13 protein-coding genes are annotated in these 15,080 nt (G+C 61.1%); 5 read left to right on the top strand and 8 right to left on the bottom strand.

Annotated elements, in window-relative coordinates; translation table 11 throughout:
- Positions 1–35 precede the first annotated feature (35 nt).
- Positions 36–1,463: a PTS transporter subunit EIIC gene (locus AACR93_RS04295; RefSeq protein WP_041207944.1), complete on the top strand. Its 1,428-nt coding sequence runs from the start codon at positions 36–38 to the stop codon at positions 1,461–1,463.
- A 4-nt stretch (positions 1,464–1,467) separates the two neighbouring features.
- Here AACR93_RS04295 and AACR93_RS04290 read toward each other — a convergent pair whose 3' ends face one another.
- Positions 1,468–2,340, bottom strand: a complete 873-nt coding sequence (locus AACR93_RS04290) for a LysR family transcriptional regulator (RefSeq protein ID WP_043850096.1) — start codon at positions 2,338–2,340, stop codon at positions 1,468–1,470.
- A 100-nt stretch (positions 2,341–2,440) separates the two neighbouring features.
- On the opposite strand from AACR93_RS04290, the gene AACR93_RS04285 reads away from it, so the two are divergent.
- The 3 genes from AACR93_RS04285 (at position 2,441) to AACR93_RS04275 (ending at position 5,540) form a co-directional block, all read left to right on the top strand.
- Positions 2,441–3,457: a zinc-binding alcohol dehydrogenase family protein gene (locus AACR93_RS04285; RefSeq protein WP_043850095.1), complete on the top strand. Its 1,017-nt coding sequence runs from the start codon at positions 2,441–2,443 to the stop codon at positions 3,455–3,457.
- A gap of 477 nt (positions 3,458–3,934) precedes the next feature.
- A complete protein-coding gene (prmA, locus tag AACR93_RS04280; RefSeq protein ID WP_041207941.1) occupies positions 3,935–4,813 on the top strand; it encodes a 50S ribosomal protein L11 methyltransferase in 879 nt (292 codons plus the stop codon).
- A 163-nt stretch (positions 4,814–4,976) separates the two neighbouring features.
- Positions 4,977–5,540 carry a sugar O-acetyltransferase gene (locus AACR93_RS04275; protein ID WP_043850094.1) on the top strand — a complete coding sequence of 188 codons (564 nt, stop codon included), beginning with the start codon at positions 4,977–4,979 and terminating at the stop codon, positions 5,538–5,540.
- A 369-nt stretch (positions 5,541–5,909) separates the two neighbouring features.
- Here AACR93_RS04275 and AACR93_RS04270 read toward each other — a convergent pair whose 3' ends face one another.
- On the bottom strand, positions 5,910–6,458 hold the full coding sequence (locus AACR93_RS04270; protein ID WP_033114114.1) for an NAD(P)H nitroreductase: 549 nt from the start codon (positions 6,456–6,458) through the stop codon (positions 5,910–5,912).
- A 105-nt stretch (positions 6,459–6,563) separates the two neighbouring features.
- Positions 6,564–8,591: an oxidoreductase gene (locus tag AACR93_RS04265; protein ID WP_043850093.1), complete on the bottom strand. Its 2,028-nt coding sequence runs from the start codon at positions 8,589–8,591 to the stop codon at positions 6,564–6,566.
- A 209-nt stretch (positions 8,592–8,800) separates the two neighbouring features.
- Between AACR93_RS04265 and sppA the strand changes: the two genes are divergently transcribed.
- A complete protein-coding gene (sppA, locus tag AACR93_RS04260) occupies positions 8,801–10,645 on the top strand; it encodes a signal peptide peptidase SppA (RefSeq protein WP_043850092.1) in 1,845 nt (614 codons plus the stop codon).
- A gap of 95 nt (positions 10,646–10,740) precedes the next feature.
- Here sppA and AACR93_RS04255 read toward each other — a convergent pair whose 3' ends face one another.
- The 5 genes from AACR93_RS04255 to AACR93_RS04235 form a co-directional block, all read right to left on the bottom strand.
- Positions 10,741–11,661, bottom strand: a complete 921-nt coding sequence (locus tag AACR93_RS04255) for a L,D-transpeptidase family protein (RefSeq protein ID WP_042031678.1) — start codon at positions 11,659–11,661, stop codon at positions 10,741–10,743.
- 487 nt (positions 11,662–12,148) lie between these two features.
- Complete coding sequence (locus AACR93_RS04250) at positions 12,149–13,411, bottom strand: tetratricopeptide repeat protein (RefSeq protein ID WP_043850091.1); 1,263 nt, start codon at positions 13,409–13,411, stop codon at positions 12,149–12,151.
- A gap of 11 nt (positions 13,412–13,422) precedes the next feature.
- Positions 13,423–14,058, bottom strand: a complete 636-nt coding sequence (locus AACR93_RS04245; RefSeq protein ID WP_042031680.1) for an energy transducer TonB — start codon at positions 14,056–14,058, stop codon at positions 13,423–13,425.
- Positions 14,059–14,074: 16 nt separating this feature from the next.
- A complete protein-coding gene (locus AACR93_RS04240) occupies positions 14,075–14,482 on the bottom strand; it encodes an ExbD/TolR family protein (protein WP_033137735.1) in 408 nt (135 codons plus the stop codon).
- A 67-nt stretch (positions 14,483–14,549) separates the two neighbouring features.
- The gene (locus tag AACR93_RS04235) at positions 14,550–15,077 is read right to left on the bottom strand and encodes a MotA/TolQ/ExbB proton channel family protein (protein WP_043850090.1); all 528 of its coding nucleotides are present in this window, start codon (positions 15,075–15,077) and stop codon (positions 14,550–14,552) included.
- Positions 15,078–15,080: the final 3 nt, after the last annotated feature.

Raw genomic sequence — 15,080 nt, 5'->3', positions numbered from 1 at the left:
AAACTGTGCGCCAAGTCACAAAAGATTGCCGCAGTATGCCCGTTAAAGCCACTCGACAACTGATTACCCACTCCCTGCAGCGGCTCGGTTATGCCTTGCTGCTGCCGGTCTCTATCCTGCCGATGGCGGCCCTCATCTATCGGCTGGGGCAGCCGGATGTACTGGATCTGGCGGTGCTCTCCCTCACCGGGCAGGCGATCTTCAGCCAGATGCCGCTCATCTATGCAGTAGCTATCGCCTTTGGCCTGAGTCGACAAGAGCTGGGCGGGCAAACGCTGGCGGGTGCGGTCAACTTTCTGCTGCTCAGCACAGCGTTCAACACGCTGGCCCCCAACCTGCACGCCGATATGATCTGCGGTCTGCTGGCGGGGCTGACCACCGCGATTGTCTACCCCTGGGTGCATCAGCAAAAGCTGCCCGGCTGGCTGCAGATGGCCAGAGGGGAGTTTCCCAGCGTGCTGGCTTCGGCGCTGGTCTGCCTGCTGCTCGCAGTTCCCCTCTCGCTACTCTGGCCACCGCTGGAGCGCGGCTTGACCCTGCTCACCTCGGATCTGCTGACCACCCCCTTCGGCGCCTTCTGTTTTGGCACCCTCAACCGCCTGCTCATTCCGCTCGGCCTGCATCAGGTGCTGGGCAGCGTGGTGGGGCTTGGCGAGAGCAACCTGCAGGCACTGGCTGCCGCCCAGCCGCTGCACGAGGGGTATATGGCCGGCCTCTACCCCATCATCATGTTCGGCCTGCCGGGCGCCTGCTTCGCCATCTGGCTGCACCGCCAGCGGATGCAGCGACTGCCGCAGGGCGGCTTGCTGCTTACTCTGGCGCTCACCTCGGCGCTGGTGGGGATCACCGAGCCCATCGAATTTCTGTTCGCCTTCACCGCCCCCTGGCTGTTTCTGGCTCACGCCCTGATGACGGGGCTCTCGCTCGCTGTTTGTAGCGCGCTCGGCATCAAGGTGGGCAGCTACTTCTCCGCCGGCCTGCTGGATCTGGTATTGAGCTATCAGGCGGGGGAGCACAGTTTCTGGATCATTCCGGTCGGTATCCTGTTCTTCGTCGCCTACACCCTGCTCTTTTATCAGCTGCTGGAGCGCGCGCCCCTCAGCATGCCGAGCAAGCCCATCGCCAAGGAACACCCGCGCCTTGCGAGCGTGGTGCCCACCGACCCGCAGATGCTGGCGATCCAGTACCTCAAGGTATTGGGCGGCATGGACAACCTGCAGGCGATGAGCGTCTGCCTGACCCGTCTCAGCCTGCGAGTGCGCGACATCAGCCGGGTCGATCAATCCCGCCTGCTGGAGCTGGGCTGCCTCTCCTGGATCGTGCTCAACGACCACCAGCTGGTACTGGTGCTGGGCCCCAGCGCAGGGCTTATCGAGGGGCAGATCCGCATGCTGGCGGAGCGCCAGTCGGTACCGCTCGGTCTCAAGCCCAATCAGGAGTCGGCCAGCCAGAGCAGCTGGTAACAACTCAGGCAAACGGCAGCCGTCCGGCCACAAAGTCCATCAGGGTTCGCAAGGCGGGAGCAAGATGCTCCCGGCTCGGATAGATGAGATAGAAGGGGTTGGGCGGCACGGCGAGCTCCGGCAGCACCTTCTGCAAACGGCCACTCGCCAGATCCCCCTCGCAGACATGATGGGGCAGCAAGGCAATCCCCCCTTCGTTGATCGCCAACTCCCGCAGCGCCAGCAGGCTGTTGCTGATGCAGGCTCCCAGCGGCCGCCAGCCTCCCTCCTGCAGCGGCCAGAGCGGCAGCGCCGAGTGCACCAGACAGGCGTATCGTCCCAGATCGCTCAATTGCTGCGGCATGCCGTGGGCCGCCAGATAGGCGGGTGCCGCCACCAGATGGCGCGGCACCTGACCGATACGCCGACAGATGAGGCTGGAGTCTTTCAGCGGCGCCGCCCGCAGCGCCAGATCATAACCCTCGCCCACCAGATCAAGCTGCTCATCGCTCAGGGTCAGCTCCAGTACCACCTCGGGGTAAAGCGCACGAAACTCGGCCAGGATCCGGCCAAGCAGCAGGGTACCGGTCGCCTCGGGGGCGGTGATCCGCACCCGACCTGCCGGGGCCGAGCGCAACCTTGCCATCGCCAGATTGGCGCTGCGGGCCAGCGTCAGCAGCCCCTGACAATGCTCCACATAGACCTCCCCCTGCGGGGTAAGGCTCAACCTGCGGGTAGTGCGCTGCAGTAGCCGCACGCCGAGCTGAGCTTCGAGTCGCGAGATCTTCTGGCTCACCGAGGATTTCGGCATACCCATCAGCTCGGCCGCCCGGGTAAAGCTCCCCTGCTCCACCACGGTGGCAAACAGTCCCATCAACTCCAGATCGACATTGTTCATATATTCAAACAGTCTTTACCAATTACCCATCTTAATCAGGATAATTAACCAGACTAGAGTGAGTGGCAATCCCGAACACACCGATTTGAAAGGAACAACCATGAAAGCCATTGCCCTGACTCACTATCTGCCGAGCGACCATCCCGACTGCTTTATCGCCGCCGAGCTGCCCGAGCCCACGCCGGGCCCGCGGGATCTGCTGGTGCGGGTCAACGCCACCTCTATCAATCCGGTCGACACCAAGGTGCGCGCCCCCAAGGCCAAGGTCGAAAACAGTCCGCGCGTGCTGGGTTGGGATGCGGTCGGTGAAGTGATCGCCACCGGCGGCGAAGTCACCTTGTTCAAGGCCGGCGACCGGGTCTGGTATGCCGGCGACATCAGCCGCCCCGGCAGCAACAGCGCCCTGCAACTTGTAGACGAGCGCATCGCCGCCCTCGCCCCCACCAGTCTGAGCGACGTGGAGGCAGCCGCTCTGCCGCTCACCGCCATCACCGCCTGGGAGACCCTGTTCGACCGCTTTGGCCTCACCCGCGAGAGCCGTGGCAAGCTGCTGATCATTGGCGGCGCCGGTGGCGTGGGTTCCATCGCCATCCAGCTGGCTCGCCAGCTCACCGGTATGGAGGTGATAGCTACCGCTTCCCGCCCCGAAACCCGTGAGTGGTGCCTCGAGATGGGTGCTCATCAGGTCGTGAACCATCACAAGCTGCAGGAGGAGTTGACCGCCCTTGGCATTACTCAGGTCGATGCCATCTTCTGCACCAACGCCACCGCCGAGCACTGGGCCACCATGGCGGGGTTGATCCGCCCGTTCGGCCATATCTGCACCATCGCCGAGTCCAAAGAGCCCTGGGATCTCTCCCTGCTCAAGAGCAAGAGCGTGACCTTCAGCCAGGAGTTCATGTTCACCCGATCCCTGTTCCAGACCCCGGACATGATCGAACAGCACAAGCTGCTGACACAGGTTGCCACTCTGGTTGATCAGGGCGTACTGAAGAGCACGTTGACCAAAACCCTGCCGGCCCTGACCCCGACCTCACTGGCACAGGCCCATGCCGAGGTAGAGGCAGGCCGCATGGTGGGCAAGCTGGTGATCGACATGAGCGGCTTCTCCCGCTAATCCCTTGTGGGTAATTGCTGCACCATAGTGGTGTGAACTCACCAGTGCCACGCCCCAACAGGGGACGCAGCAACCAGAGAGCCAGACAGTCACCACGCAGAACCACCATAAAAACCCCATAAAAGAGGGCCATCCCGCCGGGATGGCCCTAAATACCTGAACATTGGGGTAACAATCACACACATATCCTTCAGCAGGACATCAGAATTTTGCAGTTGGCGTGCCAACTATGCCGGTTGCCTTGCAACTTCCCATCTTTGAACCAAAAAAATGCCACCTTACGGTGGCAGTGAAAAATGACGGAACTTGAGCAAAGCGTTCAGCGAAAACCAGTCGTCTTCGCCTGCATAGTGCAATACAGGAACCGTGCCAATCCGGCAAAAGCCCCCATATCCCTCCACGTCATGGGCAAACCACGACAGCACACGCCCATGATGATAGAATCGCGCGGTTTCACATTTATGAAGAGTCGACGCCATGCCCTGGATACAAATTCGAATCAACGCCACTGCCAAGACCGCAGACAAGGTGAGCAACATGCTGCTGGGGCGTGGTGCCCAGGCGGTGACCTTTATGGATGCCAAGGATGTGCCCGTCTATGAACCCATGCCCGGTGAAACCCCGCTCTGGGGCGAGACCGAAGTCATGGGTCTGTTCGATGCCGAAACCGATCCGGCTCCCACCATCGCCTTCTTCCAGCAGATCTTCGGCGAAAACGTCGGCTACAAGGTCGAGCAGTTGGAAGACAAGGACTGGGTGCGCGAATGGATGGATCACTTCCACCCCATGCAGTTTGGCGAACGCCTCTGGATCTGCCCGAGCTGGCGCGATGTGCCGAACCCCGATGCAGTCAACGTCATGCTGGATCCGGGTCTGGCCTTCGGTACCGGTACTCACCCCACCACCGCGCTCTGCCTGCAGTGGCTGGACGGGCTGGATCTGGCCGGTAAAACCGTGGTCGACTTTGGCTGCGGCTCCGGTATCCTCGGCATCGCCGCCCTGAAACTGGGTGCCGCCCGCGTTATCGGCATCGACATCGACCCGCAGGCCATTCAGGCCAGCCGCGACAACGCCGCGCGCAACGGCGTCGCCGACCAGATTGAGCTCTATCTGCCGGCCGACCAGCCGCAAGATGTCGAAGCGGACGTGGTAGTCGCCAACATCCTGGCCGGCCCGCTGCGCGAACTGGCACCGCTGATCGCCGGCCACGGCAAAGCGGGCAGCCTGATGGCCCTCTCCGGCGTGCTGGAAAGTCAGGCTCCAGAGCTGGAAACCATCTACGGCCAGTGGTTCGAGATGGACCCTACCGCCGTCAAGGAGGAGTGGTGCCGCCTCTCCGGCCGCAAGCACGGCTAAGCGCGCTCAGCTTTGACGCCAACCCATACCATCAGGGCTCCCGTTCGGGGGCCCTGATTCTTTCCGGCAAACCATTCTCACCAGGTCCCCACTCTGGGAAGCTCTTCACGCTTCATTGCTCCACAACGCTTTACCATCTCCTATCCAACCGTAAGGAGGCTCCATGAACGAATATCAGAAGATGATCAGCAGCCAGCCCTATAACTGCATCGACCCGGAATTGATAGCGATACGGCGCGAGGCGGCGGCACGCTACCGCCGTTTCAATCGGGCAGAGGAAGAGGATGCACAGCGGGCACTGTTGCAGGAGCTGGTCGGCGAGCTGGCAGAGGGAGCCTTTATCTGTCCGCCCCTCTACTGCACCTATGGCCGCCACATCCACCTTGGCAAAAACAGCTACATCAACATGGGTGCCACCCTGCTGGACAACGCCCCCATCCGTATCGGGGCCGAGGTGATGATCGGGCCAAACGTGCAGATCTATACAGCGGCCCACTCACTGGAGGCCGATGAGCGGGTGCAAGGGGTCGAGACGGCGCTGCCCATCACCATAGAAGACCGGGTCTGGATCGGTGGTGGGGCCATCCTGCTGCCCGGGGTCACCATAGGACGGGAGGCAATTGTCGGCGCCGGAGCAGTGGTCACCAAAGATGTGCCGGCAGGCGCCAGAGTGGCGGGCAATCCAGCCAGGATCCTGCCAGCCAGGAGAGTGGAACGAACCAGCTGACGCATCACTGCAAACATACGCTGCCCGTGCCAGCAAACGCATAACCCCATAAAAAATAAAGCCCAATGTCACGAAGACGTTGGGCTGTTTAAAAAGGTGCTACGGAATTGCGACTCTCATCGCAGAAAAATTAGAAGGAGTGCCCTTCTAAACTGGCAAGAGGGATATTAATAGGCGCGAAAACGTTTTACATAGCAAAATACACCAGGATTGAGAGGTGTATCTCACTATTTAAATAATTACCTGCTACGCCCCGCCGCCCCCCCTTGGAGCCGTTTATTTTCTCCTGCCACTCTGGTTACTATTCACGGTTAAACAAAAAGCCCCTGCACTGAGGGGCTTTCTCTTTTTGACTATTTACCGAGCAACCTAGAAGTGGCGGACAAACTGCTCGATAGGCAATTCGCGCAGCTTGCGCGCTTCCAGCATAGGGGTGCCGAGGTAGAGGAAGCCCACCAGCTGATCTTCTGCCGCCAGTCCCAGCCCCTTGTTGATCTGCTCGTCGAAGATAAACCAGCCGGAGCGCCAGATGCCGTTGAAACCCTGCGCCTGCGCCGCCATCTGCATCGCCATCACGGCGCAACCGGCAGAGAGCTCCTGCTCCAGCTTCGGCACCTTGGGGTGCTCCTGATAACGGGTTGCCACCGCGATGACCAGCGGTGCGCGCAGCGGTGCCTCGCTGCACTTCTTGATGCTCTCTTCATCCTCGCCGCGGGCACGGGCCGCCTCGGCCAGCAACTTGCCCAGCCGCTCGCGGCCCTCCCCTTCAAACAGAATGAACTGCCAGGGAGTCAGGGTGCCGTGATCCGGCGCGCGCAACCCCGCCTTCAAAATATTGTCGAGCACCTCGCCAGCAGGAGCGGGATCGGCGAGACGGCCACAGGAGTGGCGGTTGAGCAGCAGGGTGAGGGCATCCATGGGCAATTCCTTCTTGGGCAATGATGGCGCTACCTTAGCACAGCGCCGAATGAAGAAAACCCCTGAGGCTCAGGGGTTTATCTCCTTCATGATGGCGGGGAGAGATTAGATGACCGCCGCCAGTTCGGCGCCCTGTCTGATCGCCCGCTTGGCATCCAGCTCGGCAGCCACATCGGCACCACCTATGATATGCACCGGCTTGCCTGCGGCCTGCAGACCGGCCTGCAGCTCCTTGAGGGGCTCTTGTCCGGCGCAGATGATCACCTGATCCACCGGCAGACACTGCTGCTTGTCACCCACCTGAATATGAAGCCCGTCGTCATCGATGCGCAGGTACTGCACGCCGGAGAGCATCTGCACCTTGCGGTTCTTGAGCACGGTACGGTGGATCCAGCCGGTGGTTTTGCCAAGGCCGTCGCCCACCTTGCTCTCCTTGCGCTGGAGCAGCCAGATCTGGCGCTCTGGCGCATCGACTTCAGGGATGGTGAGGCCACCGCGCTCGCCGAGCTGCTTGTCGATGCCCCACTCCTTGAGCCAGTGATCACGATGCCCTTCGGCATCCATCTCCACCTTCTTCTCGACCAGATACTCAGCAACATCAAAGCCAATGCCGCCGGCGCCGATCACCGCCACCTTCTGGCCGACCGGCTTGTGATCCCGCAATACATCGAGGTAGTTCAATACCTTGGGATGCTCGATCCCCGGAATATTGGGAGTACGCGGGCGGATACCGGTGGCGAGGATCACCTCGTCAAAACCGCCGCCGAGCAGGCTTTCGGCACTCTGGCGTTGGCCCAGATAGAGCTCGACGCCGCACTTCTCCAGCCGCTTGGCGAAATAGCGCAGGGTTTCGTGAAACTCCTCCTTGCCCGGGATCTGCTTGGCGAAGTTGAACTGGCCGCCAATCTCGCTCGCCTGATCGAACAGGCTCACCTGATGGCCGCGCTCGGCAGCGTAGCAGGCAAAGGCCAGCCCGGCGGGGCCCGCCCCCACCACCGCCAGCTTCTTGGGCTGCGGCACGCGGCCAAACGTCAATTCGGTCTCGAAACAGGCACGGGGATTGACCAGACAGGAGGCGCGCTTCTGCTTGAAGACGTGGTCGAGACAAGCCTGATTGCAGGCGATGCAGGTGTTGATCTCGTCCGCCCTGTCCTCGGCAGCCTTGATGACAAATTCCGGGTCAGCCAGGAAGGGGCGCGCCATGGAGACCATGTCCGCCTCGCCGCCTGCCAGAATGCGCTCGGCCACCTCGGGAGTGTTGATCCGGTTGGTAGTGATAAGCGGTACCTTGAGGTGTTTTTTCAGCTCGGCGGTCACCCAGCTGAAAGCGCCGCGCGGCACGCTGGTGGCGATGGTGGGAATGCGCGCCTCATGCCAGCCGATACCGGTGTTGATGAGGGTCACCCCCACCGCCTCCAGCGCTTTGCCAAGGGCAATCACCTCTTCCAGGGTCGAGCCCTGCTCTACCAGATCGAGCATGGAGAGACGGAAGATAATGATGAAGTCAGTGCCAACCCGCTCGCGGATGGCGCGGACAATCTCCACCGGGAAGCGCATCCGCTTCTCGAAGCTGCCACCCCAGCCATCGCTGCGCTGATTGGTGCGCTCGCAGATGAACTGGTTGATGAGATAGCCTTCCGAACCCATCACCTCGACCCCGTCATAACCGGCCGCCTTGGCCAGCGCTGCGGTGGCAGCGAAGTCGCGGATGGTGCCGCGGATCTGCCGCTCGCTCATGGCGCGCGGCTTGAAGGGGGAGATAGGCGCCTTGAGGGAGCTTGGCGCCAGACTGAACGGATGGTAGGCGTAGCGGCCCGCATGGAGGATCTGCAGCGCTATCTTGCCCCCCTCCTTATGCACGGCACTGGTCACCTTCTTGTGCTTGCTTACCTGCCAGGGAAAGCTCAGCTGGGAGCCGTGAGGCACCAGCCGTCCACGCAGGCTGGGGGCGATGCCGCCGGTGACGATAAGACCGACGCCGCCGCGGGCGCGCTCGGCGTAGAAGGCGGCCAGCTTGTCAAAACCGCCCTTCTCCTCTTCAAGGCCGGTATGCATGGAACCCATCAAGACGCGGTTGCGCAGCTGGGTGAAGCCGAGATCGAGCGGGGTCAGCAGGGTTGGGTAACGACTCACGACGCCTCCAGTTAATTTTTTGTTATCAAACTGCAACTAGAGTAAAGAATCGAAAATGCTTTTTCAAACAATTGTTTGGATGATTTTTCAGCGAACAGCCGTGCCCTGAACGAAGTTAAGCGGTAACTCTTTGCAGGAAATGGCAATTGGGGGGCCAACTGGTTAATAATGAGCCCTCTTTAACCCATTAACAGGGCGATAACTCGACTATGTCTATCTTCAAAGGTCTGGGTTGGCTGTTCCGCACGCTGTGGCGCCTGCTCAATTTCACCCGGCTGATGCTGGTCAATCTGCTGTTTCTCGCACTGGTGCTGGTCATCGTCTACAGCGTTGGCCAGAAAGAGGCTCCGGAGACGCCCATCGAAGGGGCGCTGACCCTCAACCTCAACGGCGTACTGGTGGAACAGCGCAGCACGACCGATCCCACCTCGCAACTGCTGCGCCAGATGGACAACAGCGACGAGCAGCCGAGCGAGATCCTCCTCTCCGACCTGCTGTGGGCCATTCGCAGCGCCAAGGATGACGATCGCATCAAGGCGCTGGTGATCAAACCGCAAGGGCTGCAGGGCACCAGCTTCTCCAAGCTGCAGGAGGTGACTGCCGCCATCGACGAGTTCAAGGAGAGCGGCAAACCGGTTATCGCCATGGCCGACTTCTACAGCCAGGGCCAATACCTGCTGGCCGCCCATGCCGATCACGTGCTGCTCAACCAGAGCGGCGCCGTGGTGATCGAGGGGCTCGGCGTCTACCAGACCTACTTCAAGTCGGCGCTGGAGAAGCTCAACATCACCCCGCACGTGTTCAAGGTCGGCACCTACAAATCCTTCGTCGAACCCTATACCCGCGACGAGATGTCCCCCGAGAGCAAGGAGGCGAACCAGCGCTGGCTGGATCAGCTGTGGCAATCCTATGTGGCCGATGTAGCCGAACAGCGCGAAATCGAACCGGACGCCGTCGCGCCGGGCAAGGATCGCTTCCTCGAGCTGCTGCGCAAGGCCGGTGGCAACGCCGCCAACTACGCCCTCGACAACGGGCTGGTGGATCAGCTGGCGACCCGCGACGAGATGACCCAGGCGGTCATCAAGGAAGTGGGCGAGAGCGACGACCACGGCTGGAAAGGGGTTGGCCTGAAAGAGTATCTGGCCGCCATTCCGGATCAGTATCCCCAGAGCGGCAAGGATGAAGTGGGTCTGGTGGTCGCCAGCGGCGCCATCATGGATGGCGTCCAGCCTGCCGGCACCATCGGCGGCGATACCCTCTCCGACCTGCTGGCCGATGCTCGCCGCGATGACAAGGTCAAAGCCGTAGTATTGCGGGTCGACAGCCCGGGCGGCAGCGCCTTCGCCGCCGAGCAGATCCGCGCCGAGCTGCTGGCCCTGAAACAGGCGGGCAAGCCGGTAGTGGTCTCCATGGGCAGCTACGCCGCCTCCGGTGGCTACTGGATCTCTGCCGATGCGGACAAGATCTTCGCCTCCCCGACCACCCTCACCGGCTCCATCGGGGTATTCGGCATGTTCGCCACCATCGACAAAGCGCTCTCCCAGTACGGCGTGCACACCGACGGCGTCGGCACCACCGATTATGTCGGCGTCGGCCTGACCAGCGCCCTGCCGGAGCACGTCGGTCAGGCGATCCAGCTGAACGTCGAGGATACCTACCAGCGCTTCGTCGGTCTGGTGAGCAAGGGCCGCGGCCTGAGCCCGGAAGAGGCTGAGAAAGCGGCTGAAGGCCGGGTCTGGACTGGCGAGGATGCCAAGGAGCTCGGTCTGGTGGATGAGTTCGGCAACCTCAATGACGCCATCAAGGCCGCCGCAGATCTGGCCAACCTCAAGGAGTGGCAGGTGACCCCCATCGAACAGGAGGAGTCCACCAAGGACAAGTTCCTGCGCCAGCTGTTTGACAGCAGCGCCCGCGTGCTCTCCCCGCAGCTGCAGAGCTGGCTGCCGGCCGGCTTTGGCAAGGCGCTGAGCGAGGTGAACCGCACTCTCGACCCGCTCACCCGCTTCAACGACCCGCAAGGCACCTACGCCTTCTGCCCAGTCTGCGTACCATAAGCTGCAGCAAGCGAAGCAATAAAAAACGGCGACCATCTGGTCGCCGTTTTCTTTGCCTACCTTACCAGTGCGCTTGGCGCTGGCTGCATGTTCAATCAGGGATTGAGACGGGTCGGCAGGCCGGTACGCTGCTCCAGCACCTGCTTGACCACGTTGGAGTCAGACTCGGCATGGGCGATGAAGCGGGTGATGGCCGGGGTCATAGGGAGCGGCACGGAGGCGGTGGAGTTGAACTCCTCCTCGTTGCGCGACAGCGGCTCGTGCACTTCCATGTAGCGACCGCCATCCGGCTCGACCGAGGTCTTGACCGGCTGGTTGACGAACTGGACACGGGTGCCGACCGGCACGTTGTCGAACAGATACTTGATGTCGTCGGCGCGCAGACGCACGCAGCCGCTGCTCACCCGCAGACCGATGCCGAAGCTGGCGTTGGTGCCGTGGATGGCATAGAGGTTGCCGATGTAAAGGGCGTGCAGACCCATGGGGTTATCCGGGCCAGCCGGCCATACCGCAGGCAGGGTCACGCCTTGGGCGGCATAACGGCGACGGATGTTCTCGGTCGGGGTCCAGGTCGGGTTGGCGCGCTTGCGCTCTACCTTGGTAATCCAGTTCTCCGGGGTGTTGACCCCCAGCTGGCCGATGCCGATAGGCAGTACTTCCACCACGTTCTTGCCCTTCGGGTAGTAGTAGAGGCGCATCTCGGCAACGTTGATGACGATCCCTTCGCGGGGGGCGTTGGGCAGGATCAGCTGATGGGGGATGATCAGGGTACTACCCGCCTTCGGCAGATAGGGATCAACGCCCGGGTTGGCTTCCATGATGTTGGTGAGACCCAGCTGGAAGTCAGCGGCGATCTGCTCCAGCGGACGGTTGTCCGCGGGCACCACGTATTCCTGGTTCTCGCCGATCAGGCGGCTGTTGGCCGCAGGCAGAGTGTATTCAACGGCAGCGGCCTGCTGGCTGACCAGGGCAAGTGTGCAAAAAAGCGCCGAAGCGGCAGTGCGAAGGGGATTCATAAAATTCCTGTGTGGTTTCCTGTACCAAATGGGCCGGAGGCCGTCTCATCCTCGGTCTGCCGGTGGCGGGTAAACCTGCACCACGGCGCCAATAACCGAGCGCGCATTCTTTCCCGAGTCGGCCAAAATTTCAACTTCCATATGTTGCTTTTCTTGTTAAAAGTGGCCGTTTTCAGTGTGACACTTATCAACAGGGCAAAAGCTACACTAGCAATTTGCAGCTGAGAGAGATGGATAGCACCGCCCCCCTGTCAGCAGACTACCCTCGCCCCCGTCAACCAAGATGCTGCGCCACCTTGTGTCACGGTTACAGCAGTGGCCAAAACGTTTTTCACATCCGGGGAGATAGACCAATGTTGACGGAGGCTCTTTATTTGCATGAAAAGGGATAAAACAGCACTTGGACCACCAGCCAGTGCTGGCTACAGCCATAAAAAAACCGCTCCAAAGAGCGGTTAATGGCGCCACCAGGCAACCATAAAAGGGACTACAGGTAGTTGTCATTGGAATTACTGGACGGCCGCCTCCCCACGCCACTCTGCTCCTTGAGGAAGCTGATCCAAGGGGATGCCCGCCCGCTGACGTTGCCATTCTGAGCCGCTTGGGTGAAGGCGTTGAGGGCCTCCTTCGGCTTCTGTTGCTCAAAATAGGCGACTCCGGTCAGAAACTTCAGATCTGCACGCTGTTCACCATTGGCATTGGCCGCAGGCTTGGCGGCCAGCTCTACCAGATCCTGATAGCGCTTGCTCTGGATCATCATTCGCGCCATTTTCAGCTGTAATTCGGCATTCGGGACCAGCTGATAGGATTTGGCCAGGGTGTCGATGGCCGGATCCAGCTCCTTGGCCTGATGCCAATAGTTGGCCAGGGTTTTGTAGTTGCTTGCGCTCTGCTCAATCACCCCATCCTTCATCCCTTTCTCCATCACCCGCGCTGCACGATGGGGAATGCCGCTGAAGGCGAGATAGTTGGCCAGACGCTGCAATTCGGCCGGTTCGGTCAGCATGCCAAGGCTATAGGCTGCCTCCAGTGCCGCCAGCGCCTTGCTATCGTTGCCTGCCTGCATATGCATGGCCGAGAGCTGGGTCCAGTACTTCTTCTGCTGCGGGTGCATGTCGACCAGGATGGTCAGCACCTCGGTCGCCTGCTTGTACTGTTTCAGTTCGTAGTGGGCCGCCATCTTCAGCAGATACCAGGACTCCGGCGCTTTGCCCGCCGAAAGCTTGATCGCCTGATCCACCACCGGAATGGCCTCACGGTACTGCTTGAGCTGCACGTGGGCGTTGGCCAGGGTGATATAGGCGTGGGAGTTGGGCTTGTCATCTTTGCCCTGGTTGGCAAACCACTCCCTCATGGTCTTTATCGACCCCTGGAAGTTGCCCTCCGCCATATAAAGCTGGGCCAGGTTGTAGCGCACCTGCTGGGCCACCGGTGGCGGCAGACCGCCTGTCGCGATGGCATCGGCAAAGTACTTGGTCGCCTGGCCATATTTCTCCTGCTGGGCGGCCACGAAACCGAGAGTCTGCAATATGACCCCCTTGTCGTAGACCCTATCGCCCACGCTGGATAGCGCCTCCTGCAATCGGGCATTAGCCAGACCGTATTGTTTGTCAGTGATCAGCTCCTGCGCCTTGTTGACCGCCCGATAAGCCCGATCCGACAGGGCCGGCTGCTCGGCGGCCCAGCTGGCGGTGCTAAGCAGCACCGCCATGGCGACCGGGGCGAGGATCATCTTGTGTAACTTGTTCATCGCCACCTTCCTTAGTTGACCGCGAACTCGATCTCTTGCTGCATGCGGCTCTCTTGCGGTTTGCCATCTGCCATAGCGGGCTTGAACGTCCACTTGGCGATGGTTTTGCGCGCCTCTTTGCCAAGGTCATAGCTGCGTGGCTCTTCCTTGACGATCCGTACGTTGCTGACGGTGCCGCGCTCGGTGACGGTAAACTCCACCAGCACCTTGCCGGAGGCCAGCCCCGCCAGAGCCGCCTTACGGGGCATCATGGGCTCGAAGGTTGCCAGCGGAATGGCACCGTTGTTGCCACCGATCCCGCCACCGCCGCCACCGGTGCTGTAGGCACCGAGGGCGTTGCCGCCACCGATGTTGACCGGAATGTCGAGCTTGGGCATATCCATGGGAGAGCTCTCCATCTGCGGCCGATCCGTGCTGGCCACCTCCATCTCGGGAGGGGGCGGTGGACGGTTCGGCGGCGGCGGTTTCGGCAGCTCCCGTTGCTTCTCTTGCAGGGTCTCCTGGGGCTTGATGCGAATAAAATCGGTCATGGCGACGTCATCCTTCTCCACCAGCTCCCGGTGATCCGGTGTGATCAGCTTGTTCATTCCCAGAAATAGAAAGAACACCACCACACAGGAGACCGCCAACGATATCAGGTATCTCATAGGTCTCTCTCCAGCATCAGCTGCTCTTGCTGGCAGCGATGGAGATGTTCTGGACACCGGCCATACGGATCTGATCCATGACCTGCACCACCAGACCGGAACGGGATTCGGTATCGGCCTGGATCACCACAGCGCTCTCCGGGTTTTCGGCCCGCAGCCGCTCGATGTTGGCACGTACCGCCCCCACTTCGACGATGCGCTTGTCGACCCAGACCTGACCGTTTTCGCGTACCGCGACCATGATATTGCCCTTCTTCACCGTCTCGGCCGTGCTGGCACTGGGACGGTTGATTTCGACACCGGACTCCTTGACGAAGGAGGTGGTGACGATGAAGAAGATCAGCATGATGAACACTATGTCCAGCATGGGGGTCAAATCGATAGCCGCCTCGTCGGCACCGCTGTCGCTGTAACGTTTTCTCATAGCAGAAACTCCTTGCTTGTTCTGTGCCCCCGGCAGGCCATGCCTCACCGGGGGGATGCATCCTGCATCAGCCGTGTTTCAGGTTGTCTTCCAGCTTTTGCACCGCCAGTTTGGCCTTGTGATCGAGCTGGTTGACAAAAAACAGGCCGGAAAGGGCGGCAATCATGCCCGCCATGGTCGGTACCGTTGCCTTGGAGATCCCCGATGCCATCGCCCGCGGCGAACCGGTGCCGGTGATGGCCAGGGTGTCAAACACCTGCACCATCCCCACCACAGTGCCGAGCAGCCCCATCAACGGGCAGAGAGCGATCAGCACCTTGATGACCGGCATCCCCTTGTCTACCGCCATGGCGACCCGTGAGACCAGCTCGCGCCGGATCTGCTTGGCAGACCAGGAGAGATGATCGGTGCGGGCCAGCCAGGTGGCCTTGGTCTGCCTCACCTGTCTGGGGTAGACCGCCATGAAGTAGAACCAGCGCTCCAGCAACAGGGCCCACATCATCAGGGTCAGGAAGAACAGGGCGACCAGTACATCGCCCCCCAATCCCAAAAACCGGCGGACCGACTCGACTTCTTCAATCAACCAGAACCACATGGG

The sequence above is a fragment of the Aeromonas sp. L_1B5_3 genome (assembly GCF_963866575.1).
In the GTDB taxonomy this organism is placed as follows: domain Bacteria; phylum Pseudomonadota; class Gammaproteobacteria; order Enterobacterales; family Aeromonadaceae; genus Aeromonas; species Aeromonas jandaei.
The sequence above is the reverse complement of the archived record's forward strand: the minus strand, read 5'-3'. Positions and strand labels throughout refer to the sequence as shown.

What these genes read in the sequence shown, in the direction of transcription:
- AACR93_RS04295 (WP_041207944.1), top strand. Translation starts at nt 36, where the DNA reads ATGCCCGTTAAAGCCACTCGACAACTGATTACCCACTCCCTGCAGCGG.
- AACR93_RS04290 (WP_043850096.1), bottom strand. Translation starts at nt 2,340, where the DNA reads ATGAACAATGTCGATCTGGAGTTGATGGGACTGTTTGCCACCGTGGTG.
- AACR93_RS04285 (WP_043850095.1), top strand. Translation starts at nt 2,441, where the DNA reads ATGAAAGCCATTGCCCTGACTCACTATCTGCCGAGCGACCATCCCGAC.
- prmA (WP_041207941.1), top strand. Translation starts at nt 3,935, where the DNA reads ATGCCCTGGATACAAATTCGAATCAACGCCACTGCCAAGACCGCAGAC.
- AACR93_RS04275 (WP_043850094.1), top strand. Translation starts at nt 4,977, where the DNA reads ATGAACGAATATCAGAAGATGATCAGCAGCCAGCCCTATAACTGCATC.
- AACR93_RS04270 (WP_033114114.1), bottom strand. Translation starts at nt 6,458, where the DNA reads ATGGATGCCCTCACCCTGCTGCTCAACCGCCACTCCTGTGGCCGTCTC.
- sppA (WP_043850092.1), top strand. Translation starts at nt 8,801, where the DNA reads ATGTCTATCTTCAAAGGTCTGGGTTGGCTGTTCCGCACGCTGTGGCGC.
- AACR93_RS04255 (WP_042031678.1), bottom strand. Translation starts at nt 11,661, where the DNA reads ATGAATCCCCTTCGCACTGCCGCTTCGGCGCTTTTTTGCACACTTGCC.
- AACR93_RS04250 (WP_043850091.1), bottom strand. Translation starts at nt 13,411, where the DNA reads ATGAACAAGTTACACAAGATGATCCTCGCCCCGGTCGCCATGGCGGTG.
- AACR93_RS04245 (WP_042031680.1), bottom strand. Translation starts at nt 14,058, where the DNA reads ATGAGATACCTGATATCGTTGGCGGTCTCCTGTGTGGTGGTGTTCTTT.
- AACR93_RS04240 (WP_033137735.1), bottom strand. Translation starts at nt 14,482, where the DNA reads ATGAGAAAACGTTACAGCGACAGCGGTGCCGACGAGGCGGCTATCGAT.
- AACR93_RS04235 (WP_043850090.1), bottom strand. Translation starts at nt 15,077, where the DNA reads ATGTGGTTCTGGTTGATTGAAGAAGTCGAGTCGGTCCGCCGGTTTTTG.